This window comes from Arthrobacter sp. TRD_SC_6 (genome assembly GCF_055361185.1).
Genome location: NZ_CM143953.1, coordinates 600,175 through 614,665 on the forward strand (window position 1 = coordinate 600,175; position 14,491 = coordinate 614,665).

16 protein-coding genes are annotated in these 14,491 nt (G+C 64.0%); 5 read left to right on the forward strand and 11 right to left on the reverse strand.

Annotated features, from left to right (window positions below):
* The first annotated feature begins 7 nt into the window (after positions 1 to 7).
* A complete protein-coding gene (locus ACWA1U_RS02915) occupies positions 8 to 562 on the forward strand; it encodes a GNAT family N-acetyltransferase (protein ID WP_463723851.1) in 555 nt (184 codons plus the stop codon).
* Here ACWA1U_RS02915 and ACWA1U_RS02920 read toward each other — a convergent pair.
* The 8 genes from ACWA1U_RS02920 to ACWA1U_RS02955 form a co-directional block, all read right to left on the reverse strand.
* Positions 559 to 1,629: a Gfo/Idh/MocA family protein gene (locus ACWA1U_RS02920; protein WP_463723852.1), complete on the reverse strand. Its 1,071-nt coding sequence runs from the start codon at positions 1,627 to 1,629 to the stop codon at positions 559 to 561. The genes ACWA1U_RS02915 and ACWA1U_RS02920 overlap by 4 nt on opposite strands.
* A gap of 24 nt (positions 1,630 to 1,653) precedes the next feature.
* The gene (locus ACWA1U_RS02925) at positions 1,654 to 2,673 is read right to left on the reverse strand and encodes a LacI family DNA-binding transcriptional regulator (RefSeq protein ID WP_463723853.1); all 1,020 of its coding nucleotides are present in this window, start codon (positions 2,671 to 2,673) and stop codon (positions 1,654 to 1,656) included.
* Positions 2,674 to 2,722: 49 nt separating this feature from the next.
* Positions 2,723 to 4,201 (reverse strand): GH1 family beta-glucosidase, encoded by a 1,479-nt coding sequence (locus ACWA1U_RS02930; RefSeq protein WP_463723854.1) that lies wholly within the window; start codon positions 4,199 to 4,201, stop codon positions 2,723 to 2,725.
* Positions 4,201 to 5,106 (reverse strand): carbohydrate ABC transporter permease, encoded by a 906-nt coding sequence (locus ACWA1U_RS02935; protein WP_463723855.1) that lies wholly within the window; start codon positions 5,104 to 5,106, stop codon positions 4,201 to 4,203. Before ACWA1U_RS02935 ends, ACWA1U_RS02930 begins: the two co-directional genes overlap by 1 nt.
* Positions 5,103 to 6,218: a carbohydrate ABC transporter permease gene (locus tag ACWA1U_RS02940; protein ID WP_463723856.1), complete on the reverse strand. Its 1,116-nt coding sequence runs from the start codon at positions 6,216 to 6,218 to the stop codon at positions 5,103 to 5,105. Before ACWA1U_RS02940 ends, ACWA1U_RS02935 begins: the two co-directional genes overlap by 4 nt.
* A 62-nt stretch (positions 6,219 to 6,280) precedes the next feature.
* Complete coding sequence (locus ACWA1U_RS02945; protein ID WP_463723857.1) at positions 6,281 to 7,600, reverse strand: ABC transporter substrate-binding protein; 1,320 nt, start codon at positions 7,598 to 7,600, stop codon at positions 6,281 to 6,283.
* A gap of 250 nt (positions 7,601 to 7,850) precedes the next feature.
* Positions 7,851 to 10,169, reverse strand: coding sequence for a beta-galactosidase (locus ACWA1U_RS02950; protein WP_463723858.1), 2,319 nt, complete (start codon positions 10,167 to 10,169; stop codon positions 7,851 to 7,853).
* Positions 10,170 to 10,218: 49 nt separating this feature from the next.
* Positions 10,219 to 10,980 carry a hypothetical protein gene (locus ACWA1U_RS02955; protein WP_463723859.1) on the reverse strand — a complete coding sequence of 254 codons (762 nt, stop codon included), beginning with the start codon at positions 10,978 to 10,980 and terminating at the stop codon, positions 10,219 to 10,221.
* 182 nt (positions 10,981 to 11,162) lie between these two features.
* On the opposite strand from ACWA1U_RS02955, the gene ACWA1U_RS02960 reads away from it, so the two are divergent.
* From ACWA1U_RS02960 to ACWA1U_RS02970, 3 genes are read left to right on the forward strand one after another with little or no spacing between them, the layout of a single operon-like run.
* Positions 11,163 to 11,423 carry a hypothetical protein gene (locus ACWA1U_RS02960; protein ID WP_463723860.1) on the forward strand — a complete coding sequence of 87 codons (261 nt, stop codon included), beginning with the start codon at positions 11,163 to 11,165 and terminating at the stop codon, positions 11,421 to 11,423.
* On the forward strand, positions 11,420 to 11,701 hold the full coding sequence (locus tag ACWA1U_RS02965; protein WP_463723861.1) for a hypothetical protein: 282 nt from the start codon (positions 11,420 to 11,422) through the stop codon (positions 11,699 to 11,701). The genes ACWA1U_RS02960 and ACWA1U_RS02965 overlap by 4 nt, the downstream gene beginning before the upstream one ends.
* Positions 11,694 to 11,939, forward strand: a complete 246-nt coding sequence (locus ACWA1U_RS02970) for a hypothetical protein (protein ID WP_463723862.1) — start codon at positions 11,694 to 11,696, stop codon at positions 11,937 to 11,939. Before ACWA1U_RS02965 ends, ACWA1U_RS02970 begins: the two co-directional genes overlap by 8 nt.
* A gap of 41 nt (positions 11,940 to 11,980) precedes the next feature.
* Here the strand turns inward: ACWA1U_RS02970 and ACWA1U_RS02975 are convergent, their stop codons facing one another.
* Positions 11,981 to 12,487 (reverse strand): GNAT family N-acetyltransferase, encoded by a 507-nt coding sequence (locus ACWA1U_RS02975; protein ID WP_463723863.1) that lies wholly within the window; start codon positions 12,485 to 12,487, stop codon positions 11,981 to 11,983.
* Between the two features lie 92 nt (positions 12,488 to 12,579).
* On the opposite strand from ACWA1U_RS02975, the gene ACWA1U_RS02980 reads away from it, so the two are divergent.
* Positions 12,580 to 12,801 (forward strand): hypothetical protein, encoded by a 222-nt coding sequence (locus ACWA1U_RS02980; RefSeq protein ID WP_463723864.1) that lies wholly within the window; start codon positions 12,580 to 12,582, stop codon positions 12,799 to 12,801.
* Here ACWA1U_RS02980 and ACWA1U_RS02985 read toward each other — a convergent pair.
* Both ACWA1U_RS02985 and ACWA1U_RS02990 read right to left on the reverse strand, forming a co-directional pair.
* Positions 12,798 to 13,298, reverse strand: a complete 501-nt coding sequence (locus ACWA1U_RS02985; RefSeq protein ID WP_463723865.1) for a GNAT family N-acetyltransferase — start codon at positions 13,296 to 13,298, stop codon at positions 12,798 to 12,800. The genes ACWA1U_RS02980 and ACWA1U_RS02985 overlap by 4 nt on opposite strands.
* A gap of 55 nt (positions 13,299 to 13,353) precedes the next feature.
* The gene (locus ACWA1U_RS02990; protein ID WP_463723866.1) at positions 13,354 to 13,863 is read right to left on the reverse strand and encodes a hypothetical protein; all 510 of its coding nucleotides are present in this window, start codon (positions 13,861 to 13,863) and stop codon (positions 13,354 to 13,356) included.
* Positions 13,864 to 14,491: the final 628 nt, after the last annotated feature.

The window sequence follows — 14,491 nt, forward strand, 5'->3', positions numbered from 1 at the left end:
CGGACGCATGACGAACGCTGCCCGGCAGGGTCCGCTGGCGACCCTCCGCCAGTGGACAGCCAACGACGACGGCGCCCTCCACCGCGCCGTCTCAGCCAGCGAGGACCTGCGGGTGCAGTTCGGCCAGCACGACCTTTCGACATCGTACGAATGCCGCCGCTACATCGAAGCTGAGCTCGCCACCGAGAGCGCGTCGGCGCGGCATTTCGCTGTAGACGTCGACGGCGAGGCAGTGGGCAGCATCGGCGTCACATCCATGGAGTTCAATCACGCAACGGCCTGGATTTCCTACTGGCTCAGCGCCGATGCACGCGGTCTGGGCCTTGCCTCCCGCGGACTGTCAGCCGCCTGTGAATGGGCGTTCTCGGAGGGCCTCTTTAGGCTTGAGCTGGGGCACCGCGTGAACAACCCGGCGTCGTGCAGGGTGGCGACGCGGGCCGGCTTCCCAGCGGAAGGCATTGAACGCGCCAAGCTGCGTTACGGCGTGGAACGGTTCGACGTCGAAACCCACGCCCGCCTGGCCACCGACCCCGCACCGGAGATCGACCCGCTGCCGATCTAGCGGTGAAGGTCGCTCGCATACTGAAGCCCGAGCTGCCCGCGGATCTCGTCGAGCAACCGCATCGTGGAAACCGTGTCGGCCCACGGCATCGTCGGGCTTTCCCGCAGTCCCGCCTGGATGCAGCGGGTAACCTCGCGCAGTTGATAGACGTAGTTGCTGCCGTACTGCTCGAAAGTTTCAGTCCGGACTTCACCGTCAGCGCCCTGGATGGTCAGCTCCGATGGGTTGGGCAGCGACGCACCAGTCTTGAGCCAGCCCGCGCTCCCGGTGACCGTCGCCGTACTTGGGCACACCGAGGAGATCGACGTGACGAGCTGTGCGAAGCCACCATTTACATAGCGGAGGGTGAGCGCATTACGGATGTCGACGCCGTCGTGCAGTGTTCCAGTCGCCGCAACTTCGGCGGGATGGCCCAGCGAACCCAGCGCCCACGTGAGCGGATAGACCGCCAGGTCGAGCAGCGCGCCACCACCGGCGGCAGGGTCCCAGAGCCGGGACCCGGCGTCGTAGGAAGCCGCGAAACCGAGGTCCGCCTGCACCCACTCAACGTCCCCAATCTCGCCGGACGCGATGATGTCCCACGCCCGGTTCACGCTCGGCAGGAAGCGCGTCCACACCGCCTCCATGAGAAACACCCCGTTGGCCCGCGCGAGGTCCACCAACTCTTCGGCCTCAGCTGCGTTCACGGTGAACGGCTTCTCGCACAGCACATGCTTTCCCGCAGACAGGGCAGCCGCGGCCACTTCGCGGTGCTGGGTGTGGGGGGTGGCGACATAAACGACGTCGACGTCGGGATCCTGCACCAGCCGCTGGTAGCCGGGGGCGCCGTCGTCGTCGTGGTAGCTCGTAGCGAAGCCGAACTCGCTGGCGAACGCAGCGGCGTTCTCTTCCCTGCGCGAGCTCACGGCGTGCAGCACTGAATCCTCGAGCAGTGCGATGTCGGTGGTGACCTTCCGGGCAATCTGGCCGGTTGCCACCACGCCCCAGCGGATTGGCCTGCCGGTCGCAGCGCGCGGATCAACGCCCGGCTCGGCGCAGGGAGGGACGGCGAAGATGTGCTGGGGCATGGGATTCCTTGGGGTTGAGTGCGGCTACACCGAGTCCCGGACAACCAGCGAGGTGGACAGCCGGACCTCTGGCTCGGCCGGCCTGCCCTCAATGAGGGCGAGGAGCACCTCGGTCATCCGGACCCCGATCTGGTCGATGGGATGGTGCACTGTGGTGAGCGCGGGGGTCACCGAAGTGGCAAATGCGTCGTCATCGAAGCCGACGACGGCGATGTCCCGCGGGATGCTCAGGTTGTGTTCCGCGAGGACGGAGTATGCGCCGGCGGCCATCTGGTCGTTGGCGGTGAAGAGGCCGTCGATTTTTTCGCCCCGCTCGAGCAGGCGGCGCATGGCGTGCGCGCCTGAGGCTTCGGTGAAGTCGCCGAACTCAACGAGGGAGGCATCGAGCCGTGCCTCCCTCAGCGCGCTCTGCCAACCGTTCAGGCGCTCGATGCCGGCGTGCATGTCCTGCGGGCCCGCGATCGTGGCGATGTGCTTCCGGCCGGAATCGACCAGCAACTGCGTTGCCCTCGCGGCAGCCGGGTGGTTGTCCACCTCGACGTAATAGCTATCGATGGGCCCCTGGATCGGCCTGCCGGCAAAGACCATGGGTAACGAACCGCTGAGCCTCGTCCACGAATGATCACCACTGTGGTGCGAGACCACCAGTGCGCCGTCCACGTTGCCGCCCAGCAGATAGCTGCGGGTTTTCTCGGGCCGCGACTCGGAGGAGACGATCATGGTGAGCGTGTACTGGGTCTCCACGAGCGCCTGCGCGATGCTTTCAACGAGCGTTGCGAAGAACGGGTCAGCGAACACCTTCGACGTCGATTCCGGAACCACTACCGCGATCGAGTTGGTGCGTCGGCTCGCGAGGGAGCGGGCTGCCCGGTTCGGGATGTAGTTGAGGGTGGAGATTGCCTTCTGCACGGCCTCGACGATATTCGGGTCCACGTTCGGGGCGTCATTGACCACCCTCGACACCGTGGATCGTGAGACGCCAGCCAGGGCGGCCACCATTTCGAGCGTTGGCGTTGGCCGCGCCTGGCTGGGGTCTGTCTTCACAATCTTCTCCGTGCATGAGCTGGAACGTGTTGCTCCAGTTTAGGTCCGGTCAGGCACCGGCCGGAGCGAGGACCGCCGTACGGGATTCCGCTTCCTGCGCACGGGCGTGCGCGATCAGCTGCTGGTACACGAGCCCGCTGTGCTTGATGGTGCGTTCCAGGGTGTCGTAATCGACCCGGACAATCCCGAAGCGCTTCCCGTAACCCCATGACCATTCGAAGTTGTCCATCAGCGACCACACGAAGTAGCCGCGAACATCCGCGCCCTGCTCGATTGCCTGCGCCACAGCGGAGACGTGGTCGAGGATGAAGTGGGCGCGGTCAGTGTCCTGGACGCTCCCATCCGGGCTGACGGCGTCGTCGTACGCCGCCCCGTTCTCCGTCACGTACAACGGGGGCAGAGTTGGGTACTCCTGGCCGAGGCGCACCAGGAGGTGCCGGAGGCCGCTCGGGTTGACCTCCCAGTTCATGGCCGTGCGCGGGAGTCCGCGGCTCGGGAAGGCCAGGTTCTCGGCACCGATCCACGGTGAGGCAACCGGGCGGTCAGCGCCACCGGAGTGGCCGTCGTCGCCTGAGTTGTCCGGATGACCGCTGATGAGGTCGTCGTGGTAGTGGTTTACGCCGAGGAAGTCGATCGGAGCGCCGATAATCTCGAGGTCTCCGTCCTGAATGACGTCCTTCAGGCCGAACGGCTCAAGGTCCTTCAGGGAGTCCTCCGGGTAACGCCCCAGCACGATCGGTTCGAGGAAGATGCGGTTCTGCAGGGAATCGAAGAGCCTGGCAGCTTCGAGGTCCACGGGATCGTTGGCGTCCCGTGGGATGGAGTTGCTGAGGTTCAGGGTGATGCCGAGTTCCTGCGCACCACGGGCACGCAACTCGTTGACGGCCAGGCCATGCGCCAGGTGCTGGTGGTGCACGGCCGCAATAGCTGCGCGCGGTTCCTGACGGCCAGGCGCGTGGGCACCGGATCCGTATCCGAGGAGGGACGAGCAGAACGGCTCGTTGAAGGTGGTCCAGTGCTGCACCCGGTCACCGAGAGCGTCATAGACATCGGTGGCGTACTCGACGAACTTGTAGGCGGTGTCGCGGGAAGCCCAGCCACCGGTTTCCTCCACCGCCTGCGGGAGATCCCAGTGGTAGAGGGTCAGCCACGGCAGGATGCCGGCGCCCAGCAGTTCATCGACCAGACGGTCGTAGAAGCCGATGCCCTTGGCATTCAACGGACCGTGGTCAGGACGCACCCGCGCCCAGCTGGTGGAGAAGCGGTAGGAACCGAGCCCCAACTCCTTCATCAGGCGGACGTCAGCCTCCATGCGGTGGTAGTGGTCAGCAGCGACCTCGAGGTTGTCACCGCGGCCGACAGCCCCTGGCACCCGGGCGAATGCGTCCCACACCGAGTCACCTTTGCCGTCCTCGTGCCCGGCCCCCTCAACCTGCGCGGCGGCCGTCGCCGATCCCCACAGGAACCCCTTCGGCCAGGTGATGTTCGCCCTGCCTGAGATGTTCTCGTTTGCGCTTGCCTCTTTCATTAACCCTTCACTGCTCCTTGCATGATTCCTGAGATGAGTTGTTTACCTGCGAGCACAAACAGTGCGAGCAGGGGAAGTGTTGCCATGATGGCCCCGGCCAGGACCACCGAATAATCGACGTAGCGGGCCGACTGCAGTTGGCTCAGCGCCGTCTGCAGGGTGGGGTTGCCGGCGTCGAGCACCAGCAGCGGCCAGAGGAAATCGGTCCACGCCGTCATGAAAGTGAACAGGCCGAGGATGGCCATCGCCGGCCGTGCCGCGGGCAGCGCCACGTGCCAGAACGTGGAAATCATGGACGCGCCGTCCACGCGGGCAGACTCGATGAGCTCATCCGGGATGACGTCCACAAGGTACTGGCGCATGAAGAACACACCGAAGGCGGTCACCAGGGTGGGGATGACGACGGCGCCGATCTCACCTGTCCAGCCGAGCGTGCGCATCATCATGAAGAGCGGGATGATGCCGAGCTGGGTGGGGATTGCCATGGTGGCGATCACCGCGACCATCAGCCCATTGCGGCCCCGGAAGCGGAGCTTCGCGAAGGAATAGCCGGCAAGGGTTGAAAAGACGACCACCGAGATAGTGATGATTCCCGAGATCAGGACGCTGTTGCCCAGCGCCAGCCAAAATGGAATGGTGTCGAAAACCTCGCCGACGTTCTTCCACAGGTTGCCGCCCGGAAGCAGCGGCGGCCAGGTCTCACTCAGCGCCGCGTTGGATCGGCTGCCGATGATGACCGACCACCACAGCGGGTACGCAGAGCCTATGAAGAAGGCAAACAGCAGCCCGTACGTCAGGAAGCCAGGGCGCGTTCCGCTGCCGAGGAACGTCCGGCGCAGGCTTCGGTTGCCGGGGCTGGCGCTCTCGTTCTGCTGGGTGCGGCGCTTACGGTCGATGACGGTCATTGCCCGCTCCTCGTCGTCGTTCCTTCTGCTGCTGGTTGCCCTGTGTCTGCCGCGGGCGCAGGCGGCTGGGAGCCGACAGCGGGGGCGACGACGGCGGGCGGTTCGCCGCTCTTCTTCCGTCCGAATAGTCCCGCCCCGCCGGAGCCGCGGCGGTCGCCCGTAGTGGCGATGCGCTTCGAGATCAGCCAGTTCACGAGGCCGAAGAGAACGATGATCAGGAATAGAAGCCAGGCGATCGTTGCGGCCTTGCCGAAGTTGGAACGCTGGAACGCCATTTCCCACAGATAGAGGACTGTGGTCTGGAACTGGCGGGCGGTTCCACCGGCGGACCGGGGGTCGTAGAGCTTCGGCTCGGTGAAAATCTGCAGGCCGCCGATGGTGGCGGTGATCACTACAAAGATCATGGTGGGCCGGATGCTCGGCAGGGTGATGCTGAAGAAGCGGCGGAACGGACCTGCTCCGTCAATGGCTGCGGACTCGTAGATGTCCCGCGGCACGGCCTGCATTGCCGCCAGCAGGATGAGGGCGTTGTATCCGGTCCATCGCCAGTTCACCATCGTGGCGATAGCGATGTGGCTGGGCAGGGTTTCATTCATCCACATGATCCGGTCGATGCCAAGGCTGGCCAGAATGTTGTTGATGAGCCCGTACTGCTCGCCGAACATGTTCGCGAAGATCATGGCAACGGCTACCGGAGTGACGATGTAGGGGAGCAAGATGCTCATGCGCCAGAACGTCTTGGCGCGCAGGTTCTGGTCCAGGACTGCCGCAATGGCAGTTGCCACAACCAGCTGCGGAATGGTCGAGAGCAGGAAAATGCTCACGGTGTTGAACAGCGAGTTCCAGAAGAACCGGTCCTGCAGTACCTCGACGAAGTTCCTGAAGCCCACAAACTCGCCCTGGCCCTTCAGCAAGTGCCAGTCGAAGAGGGAGACCACGAAGGTGTAGCCGAGAGGGAAGAGCCCCACGAGACCGAACAGGATAAAGAACGGTGCTATGTAGAGGTACGGAGACGCCTTCACATCAAGGACGTTCAGGCGCTGGCGGAAAGTCGGTGCCGGCTTGGTGGCAGCAGGGCTGTCGACTGCCGGTCGATTCAGTGTCGTGGTCATAACGGTTCCAGACTCCAGGGGGGCCTCCGGTGATCCGATCCGGAGGCCCCACGGCGGTACTGCTAGTTGTTGACGACGAGGTCGTTGAGGAGCGTCACGGCTTCAGTCCAGGCTTCGTCTGCTGTGCCGGACTTCGTATCGAGAATCTTCAGTGCAGGAGCGAATACGTTCTCCTGGATTTCCGAATCGCGCGGGCCCTTGAACTGGGCAACAACACCTTCAGCGCGGGAAGCGAAGATCTCACCGTAGGGAGCGTCATTGAAGAGTTCGTTGGGTACTGCATCAGCCACGATCTTCTCCTGCGCTTCCAAGGTGCTCGGGAAGTTGTTCGCGGCGGCCGACTGCTTGACCTGCTGCTCGGGAGCGGTCAGCCAGGCTGCGAGCTTCGCGGCTTCGGCGGGGTGCTCCGAGCTGGCCGGTACGGAAAGGAATGCTCCACCCCAGTTGGAGGCACCGCCGGGGAAGACATCAGCGACGTCCCAACCGGTTTCGACTCCGCCACCTGCAGACTCCAGCTGTTCCTTGATGGTGCCGAGCATCCAGGCGGGGCAGACGTGGACAGCGAAGGAGCCGTCAACGAATGCCTTGCCCTTGCCCCAGTCGAACTGCTTCTGGTTGGCGGACAGACCGTCGGCGGTGCCTGCTGCGAGGAGGTCGAACTGGGCACGCATCTTCTCGTTGCCCTCGACGTTCAGCTCACCATCGGCGGTGTAGTAGCCCTCTTCCATCTGGTTCACCATGGAGTTCCAGACGAACGCGGACTGGTCATACCAGGCCTTGCCCGTGGCCTCGTTGTACTCGCGGCCCAGATCGAAGTAGGTTTCCCAGGTTGCGTCATCGCCGCCGAACATCTCGGCAACTTCCTCCCGGTCGGTGGGGAAGCCCGCTTCTTCGAAGAGAGCGCGGTTGAAGCAGAGGGCCTGCGGGCCGATGTCGGTGCCGTAACCGATTACGCGCCCGTTGGGGTCAGTGCCCTGCTCGAACTTCCAGTCAACCCAGTTGCTCTTGATGTCCTGGGCGCCGTGCTCGTTGAGGTCGACGAACTGGTCGGAGACCTCCATGATCGAGCCGAGCCAGCCTTCCTCGACTGCTACGACGTCGGCAAGTCCGGAACCGGCTGCGAGCTTGGTGAAGGCGTCGGTGCGGGCGTTGGCGCTGCCGTCGATGTTTGTTGCCTCGATGGTGACGCCGGGGTTTTGTTCCTCGTATTCGGCGTAAAGGTCGTCATAACCGAACTGTCCGAAAGTGGTAACGGTGAGTTCGATGGGGTTGTCGGCGCTTGCCGGTGCCTCGCTGTTGCTGCCACATCCGGTGGCTGCGAATGCGAGGGCCAGCGTGCCGGTCAATGCTGTGAATGCTTTGGTGCGTCGTGAAAGGGTCACGGTCACTCCTTTGTGTGTGCGTGCTGTTGAGCGTGGGATGAAGAGGTGCGGGATGGACTGGCATTGCTGTCCGGAGGCACGGCAAATAGGCCTCTTCGAATCAGTAATGGAAACTTGATGGAGCGCTCCATCGGCGGTTCAGTAAATGTACAGATGACTTGCATCACATGTCAATAGAGCGCTCCATCAAATGATTCTGATGGGTGTCCTGAAGGCAATTTGTGCGTTACGGAACGCCCTCCTAGAGCACCTAGGTTGCGACCGACCAGCTGAGCAGCTCCTCGTGGAACGTAACCACCGATGCCCCGGTAATCTTCGCCGTCGGCTCACTCAGCCCCGCCCGGATCCGGTCCGCAGCCTCGGGCAGCCAGGCCGGAGTGGACGCTGTCAACGGGTAGATCGCCACTTCGACCACACGCCGGTCGGTATCAGCGGTCGGTGTGATGTCGATGTCCCACTCGGAACCATCCCAGTAGACGTCTTCCTCGCGCCCGGCAAACACGGACGATGCCACATCACCCACGAAATCCAACCGCAGCAAGGAACGCTCCCCCGCTTTCGCGAACCCCTCGACGGTGACCCGGAAACGCGCGGCGCACCGCTCGAACTCCTGCTCGTCCGGGGCCGATGCACGGCCCGGCACAACCACGGGCCGATCTGATGGAACCAACGCAGGAGCCAGCTGCTCAACGGAAACGCCGACTTTTTCGAATGATGAGCCGTAGGCGTGCTGCGAGAATCCGTGCTCGCATAGCTCACCACGTGGCGGAAAGGCTTGCGCGATGCCAGCCGCAGACGCGATGGCCGCCAGGCCGCCGCCCCGTTCCCCAACATCCCGTTCCACGACATCCGCTTCCGCCAGCACCAGACGACGACGGCCGTCAACCACGGGCGTCCACGCCTCCAATGCCTCGCGGGCGGAAAGGACGAGCAGGCGCAGGGTGCCGCCGTCGTCGTTCACCAGTGTGATCCACCCCGGCGCAAGGTTCTCCAGAACCAACTCCCCGCCCACCTCGACCGGTACGTGCCCTTCGACCGAGTAGCCGGCCGGAACGGCGAGGTGGCGTTCGACGCCATCGTTCGCGGTCAGCACCAGCACCGGCGGCTCACCCTCAGGCTCGATCAGCGTGAGGGCGTTGAGCGTCGCCCAATTGAGGACGACGCCGCCCACCTCCAGATTCACCGGCCACGCCATGAACTCGCCCGCCGGGAGGTCGATCGGCCGGTGCGGCACCGTCACCACTCCGCCGTGGAGCCCAAGCTCGAACTGCACCGCGTGCTGTGTCGGCAGAGGATCGTAGGGCCGATGGTTGTTGATGAAGACAAATCCGGTTGTGCCGTCGCTGCGGAGCGCCCAGCGGAGGGCACCGTCGTCGTCATTCCCGGGAATGGTGGCTGACATGTTCCCGAGACGCGCGCCGAAGGCCGCGAGGAAGGAGTGCTGGTTGCGCAGCCGGTGAAAGGTCTCACGGGTCTGGAGGTGGGCGCCGACGGGTGCGCCGAAATCGTAATTCCATTGCGGAAGGTCGTTGGGGTAGCCCGTGGCGTGGGACTCCTGCAGGGTCTTCCCCGGATTCATCCCGCCCGCGTACATGTAGTAGCCCTGCCAGGCCGATCCGCTGCCAAGCTTGCACAGCGCGACGGCGGCGATATCCCTGGCAGCCAACGCAGGACGGCGGTGGTAAGCCTTCGCCATTCCGCCGCCTAGTTCGCAGGTTGCTGCCGGGAAATCCGGGTGCTTGGCACCGACGACGCCGGTCCACGCCTCGCCGGCGAGATCCTTGCCGATACCCGGGTCATCCCACTGATGCGAGAACGTGAAGTGCGTCTGGAAACTCTCGTCCCACCCCTGCTCGCTGTCCACCCAAAAGCCGTCCGCGTACCCGCCGTACAGGGGAAAAACCTCGCCCACCGGGATGTCAGCGCTGCCCCATGCCGTCGCCGTCCAAAGCGGAGCGTGCAGTCCAGCGTCACGCGCGATTCCCTTGAGCGCGAGGATGTGGTCCGGCTGGTCGTAGATCTCGTTCTCAAGCTGGATGCCAATCACCCGACCGTCCTCGCCACACAGGTCCGCCACCTGGCTACCGATCTGCCCGAACCACTTCTTCACCGCGTCGAGGTAGCGGGGATCGTTGGTGCGTTCGGGGTAGTCGGCGTTCACAATCCAGTCCGGATGGCCGCCGTTGCGGACCTCCCCGTGGCACCAGGGGCCGAGCCGAAGGATGACCTCAAGCCCAACATCGTGGCAGGCCATCACGAACGCCGCGAGGTCGAGGCTGCCGCTGAAGCTGGGGTCCTGCGCTTCTTCCGGCTGGTGATGGACCCAGAAGATGTAGGTGGAAACGACGTTGATCCCGCCGGCCTTCATGAGTCGGAGTGCGTCGTCCCAGCGCTCGCGCGGCTGGCGGCTGTAGTGAAGCTCACCGGTGACGGGAATCCACGGCTCGCCGTTGCGAAGGATGCTGCGGCTGGTGAGGCTGAGGCCGGGGCGGGAGTCGACGTCATTCGCCATGCGCGGCCGGGATTCCGGACCGTCCCAGCCGACGTGCGTGAGTTTCGTGAGGGGCATGGATCCGACGGTAAGCGTTTTCCGCGCACGGAGCAATCAGGCTGGACTCTTACTCAGTTCCCCCGCGGAAAACGTCCACATGGACGTGGTCGAGGTGGCGCAGGATTTCGTTGCTGGGATCCGGCGAGTCGTAGGTGTGCCACTGTGCCCGCGCAAGGCGAGCGCTCCAGAACTGGTCGTCGAAAATGACGTATTGAATATCCAGGTCTTCTGCGTGGGCAACCAGCCAGTGGGCAAGAATCCAGCCCTGACGCCTGGTTTCCTCACTCACCGGGCGAAAGAAGACGTCGATGGCGCGACCGCTGTAGTGAGTCGACTCCTCCCCGTGCCCCTGCCCTACCCCTCCGGGTGCGAACCCGCCCAGGCCCTGTTCACCGAAAACTTCGGTCATCGCCACACGCACCTGCTCGGCGCGGGGCGTCAGGCCAGTGGCCGTCAATTCCTCTTCCGGCAAGCCGCTGGTGGCTGAGCCGCGGCAGGAAAGGCTCGGGCCGGCGTCGTCCGGTGGTCCTTCAGTCAGGCGCTGCAGCACAGTTTCGTCGATGGCAGTGGTATCCGGGGCCTCCAGCCCGCGGGCGCGAAGCGCAACGGCCGTCGTCGCGAGCTTGGCCTCTTCCCGGTCGAGCCCAACCTCTCCCTCCGAGGTCTCGACCACGCACTCCGATCCGCCGAGCAACGATCCGCCGCCAGCCCGCAGGCCGTTGGCGAGGGTAGGCCCGATGAGCACCAGCACCAAGCCAATGGCGCCGAACAAGACGACGCCCAGGAGCAGGCGGGAGCGCCTGCTCCCCTTTATCCGGTCGCTGGTCATGCTTGGACTACTCATGCTTGGACAACGACGGTGCGGTGCATTTCGTTGACGCGATACGGGCGAGCGACCTGGTTGCAACGGTGTCCTGGATCCGGAACGCGTCCACTCTGGCTCGGAAGCACGTTGAAGCGCTAGTGTTCGGATCAGTTCGCGTCCGTTCGGAGCGAGGATTTGGGGGAACCATGCGCTGGATACGCACCAACCGGCTGCTGACCGGGGGGCTTGCTGTCGCCGTCGTCGGGCTTGTGTTGTTGGCTGTTGCGGCCTTGATACCGCAGCCGGGCACGCAGAGCTTCGGATGGTTCGCCTACGCGCCTCCCGCCGTTACCACCGTGCTGCCCGGCCCAACAGTTGGGCAGGTTTTCGGTACGTTGTTGAGTGGCATCGGGCTCATCTTAATTGCTGGCGCGCTGGGGTACTACGCAGCAAGGCGGCGCGGGTGAAGCGGCTCACGTTGTTGCTGTGGGGCCTCGCGGTTCTGATGATCATCAGCGGGTCCGCACTGTTGGTCGGCCAACCATCCACGTTCTACGCCATACAACCTGCCGCTGAAGGGGCCAGCGTGGCGTACTCCTCCGAACTCGTGATCGCTGTCGACGCCGGGCGAACGGTGTCTGATGTGCTTGCCGGCTTCGGCGTTGCACTTCTGGTGGGCGGGCTCATGGTGAGCGCCGCAACGATTGGCTGGCGGAACGGACGGAAGGCTGTAAGTAATGAGTGAACTTGAGGGCCAGGGTTCCCGCAGCGCCCGCGTTGTGCTGATTGTCGGCCTTGCGCTGCTACTGGTCGGCGTCTTCATCGGGCTGGTTGCCCAGCCGGTCACGACGACCGACTTCGCCTACATCGCAGGGCAGGAGTCCACTGAGTTCCCCACCCGCTTGGTGGGCGGTTTGCTGCTCGGGGCGGGCATTGCGATTGCCGCAGCTCTGGGCGGGTATGCGCTCGGGCGTCGGCGCTAGCCTGAGCACGGTCGTTCTAGGTGCCGCGGCGTTACCGTCCGTTATCCCGCGCCGGTGGGGACCCAGAAGCGGAGGGTGCCGCCGTCGTCGTCGTTCTCTTCATGGACGCCGCCGTTCCGGAGGATGGTCGCTTTGGAAGCGGCGTTGTCGGCGTCGCAGGTTACGAGGGCCTTCTCGATGCCCACGTTGCGTGCTGTTGTTAGGGCCTGCTCCAGCATCAACGTCGCGTAGCCTCTTCCGCGGAACTGTGGACGCACGCCGTACCCGATGTGCCCGCCCTTGCTGCGAAGGAAGTCGTTCAGTTCGTGGCGGATGGACACCCGGCCGACGATGTTACCGTCATCGTTCTCGCCGACGAGGAAGGTCGCCGGGACACGTCCCGCGCGAAGGTTTTTGCCATGGCGCGCGTCATCCGTCGCGTCGAGATACGGCTGCCACTCCATGGCTGGCTCATAACCCAGGAGGAACTCGAAGCCCTCCCGGGCGAGTTCATCGTGGGCCTGGAGCGCAACGCGTTCGTCGTCGGGAGTGAGGGCCCGCAGTTTCATGGGTTCGAGGTTACGCGTTCACGGAAGAAGGCATCCGCGTGATCACCGTGCGGAGACGGTGACCGCTTGCTCAGATGTGGCAGGCTCAGGCCATGAACATCAACGGATGGTGGCCGCGGCTGGACTCCTCGACCAGGAACTGGCTGATGGCCCACAACGGCGAACCGCTGCCGCCGCCGGTCCTCGAGCAACTGAAGGCGGCTGGTGCGGGCGATGAAGTCGAACGTGGCTCGCAGGACGAGGACGGCTTCCACTTCGCCGACGATGTAGTCGACCGGATCGAAGCTGCCGCCAACGGCGAGGATCTGACCTAAAGCTGCAGCTTCATGCCCTCGTGTGAGGCCGTGAAGCCGAGACGCTCGTAGAAGCGGTGGGCCGACGTCCTGCGTTTGTCGGTGGTGAGCTGCACGAAGGCGCAGGCCCGTCGTCGTGCCTCTTCCGCCGCCCAGGTGATCATCGCTGCGCCCAGTCCCTGGCTGCGGAGTGCGGACGCGACCCGGACAGCCTCAATCTGCGCACGCAGCGCACCGCGTCGGGCGAGCCCAGGCAGGAAGGTCAGTTGCATTGTGCCGACCACCGCGTCTTCAAGCACCACGACGACGAGCAGGTGGGCGGGGTACGCATCAATGGCGTCGAACGCCCGAAGGTAGGGTTCGAGCTCGCTGGCGCCGTCGTCGTTTGTGGCGCCCCGTTCCCGGCCGAGTTGGTCGTCGGCAAGGAGTTGGACTATTGCCGGAACGTCCTCGCGGGTAGCGAGGCGGAGGGCCGCGGACTGGCCGCTGGGAAGGTGCAGTTGGGTGAGGCTCGTCATGGCTTCACCGTAGCGGTATGGGCACCGTGAGTGCGTCATCCCTCAAGAGGTACTGCTATTCGAGGTTCTCGAGGTTAAACCGCAGGCGTCGTTCGATGGCGGGCAACTTTAGCGAAGCCGCAGCTAGGACAACTGACCGGCGGAGTTTTCCCATAGCTCGAAGCTCAGCTTCGTCCCTTAGCTTCTTCTTTTCGTCCAGTCTTCGCGACGATTTCGCCCTGCTCCGGTGAACGTACTCGCTGATCGCAACTCGCGTTATGGCGCCGGGCCACCAATCTGAGGGAACCACCCACTTCCGGTTCTCTCTGTTCCACTGCATGCCAACGTGTACAAGGATCGCTGCACACAACAAATCTACGAGTAGGTCGTATGCGAGCGACGGCCACGCGCCCTGACTAATCGCGACCAGGGCGGAGAGAGCGATACCGAGAGCAAAGGAGGCCGCCATGCACCACGATCCGAGCCTGGTTGTGGAGTCTGGCGATCGGGTACCAGCGCCAAGGAACACGTATGCGAGTGCCACCCACAGCGCGACAACTGTGCTAATCAGGTACACGACGATCATCTTTCGAGTGTCCAACTGAGACTGTGCCCCCCAAGTAACCGAGTTGATGACGGCCGCGGGAAGCCCAATCAGGAAAAGTTGCATGACTAACCAAGTGATTCGTTGCACCCAACCTGCGCGAGGCCAAGATGTGAGCGGCATTCGGACGCGCCTAAAGTGAGCAAGTATTCGTCGCTCCAACTTAACTGCGTGGGCAAGAGCTGGCACGCCCCCAGCATCTATTCGCCCCAAGGCATCCACAGCAGCGAGAGAAATCAAGTAGGTCAGTGCCAGAACGAACAGGATCATGCCGAAGTTCGGCGGCGCTGATTGCACCAGGCCGAAGACGGTCAGATAACAAACAATCACTGCAACCGCGGAACATGCGAACATGCCCTCGGCCAGCCGACGATCGCGTTTCCACCCATCCGAAAAGTCCGACCGGTTTCCCGTCTTCTTTGGCCACGCTTTGACTTGCAGACTGATCGCGACCGCCGCATAACCGATGAGGGCAGTGAGCCCAATCTCAAGGTCAATCGTGGGCAGAAAGGAGTCGGCGCGCGGGATGCCTTCTGGGGCATTGTCCCAAGCTATCCATGAACCCCAGACGATGAGTGCGGTGACCATTGCACCGAGAACTGCCAATCTC

What these genes read in the sequence shown, in the direction of transcription:
- ACWA1U_RS02985 (WP_463723865.1), bottom strand. Translation starts at nt 13,298, where the DNA reads ATGACGAGCCTCACCCAACTGCACCTTCCCAGCGGCCAGTCCGCGGCC.
- ACWA1U_RS02990 (WP_463723866.1), bottom strand. Translation starts at nt 13,863, where the DNA reads ATGATCGTCGTGTACCTGATTAGCACAGTTGTCGCGCTGTGGGTGGCA.
- ACWA1U_RS02970 (WP_463723862.1), top strand. Translation starts at nt 11,694, where the DNA reads ATGAGTGAACTTGAGGGCCAGGGTTCCCGCAGCGCCCGCGTTGTGCTG.
- ACWA1U_RS02920 (WP_463723852.1), bottom strand. Translation starts at nt 1,629, where the DNA reads ATGCCCCAGCACATCTTCGCCGTCCCTCCCTGCGCCGAGCCGGGCGTT.
- ACWA1U_RS02940 (WP_463723856.1), bottom strand. Translation starts at nt 6,218, where the DNA reads ATGACCACGACACTGAATCGACCGGCAGTCGACAGCCCTGCTGCCACC.
- ACWA1U_RS02950 (WP_463723858.1), bottom strand. Translation starts at nt 10,169, where the DNA reads ATGCCCCTCACGAAACTCACGCACGTCGGCTGGGACGGTCCGGAATCC.
- ACWA1U_RS02930 (WP_463723854.1), bottom strand. Translation starts at nt 4,201, where the DNA reads ATGAAAGAGGCAAGCGCAAACGAGAACATCTCAGGCAGGGCGAACATC.
- ACWA1U_RS02935 (WP_463723855.1), bottom strand. Translation starts at nt 5,106, where the DNA reads ATGACCGTCATCGACCGTAAGCGCCGCACCCAGCAGAACGAGAGCGCC.
- ACWA1U_RS02980 (WP_463723864.1), top strand. Translation starts at nt 12,580, where the DNA reads ATGAACATCAACGGATGGTGGCCGCGGCTGGACTCCTCGACCAGGAAC.
- ACWA1U_RS02915 (WP_463723851.1), top strand. Translation starts at nt 8, where the DNA reads ATGACGAACGCTGCCCGGCAGGGTCCGCTGGCGACCCTCCGCCAGTGG.
- ACWA1U_RS02955 (WP_463723859.1), bottom strand. Translation starts at nt 10,980, where the DNA reads ATGACCAGCGACCGGATAAAGGGGAGCAGGCGCTCCCGCCTGCTCCTG.
- ACWA1U_RS02960 (WP_463723860.1), top strand. Translation starts at nt 11,163, where the DNA reads ATGCGCTGGATACGCACCAACCGGCTGCTGACCGGGGGGCTTGCTGTC.
- ACWA1U_RS02975 (WP_463723863.1), bottom strand. Translation starts at nt 12,487, where the DNA reads ATGAAACTGCGGGCCCTCACTCCCGACGACGAACGCGTTGCGCTCCAG.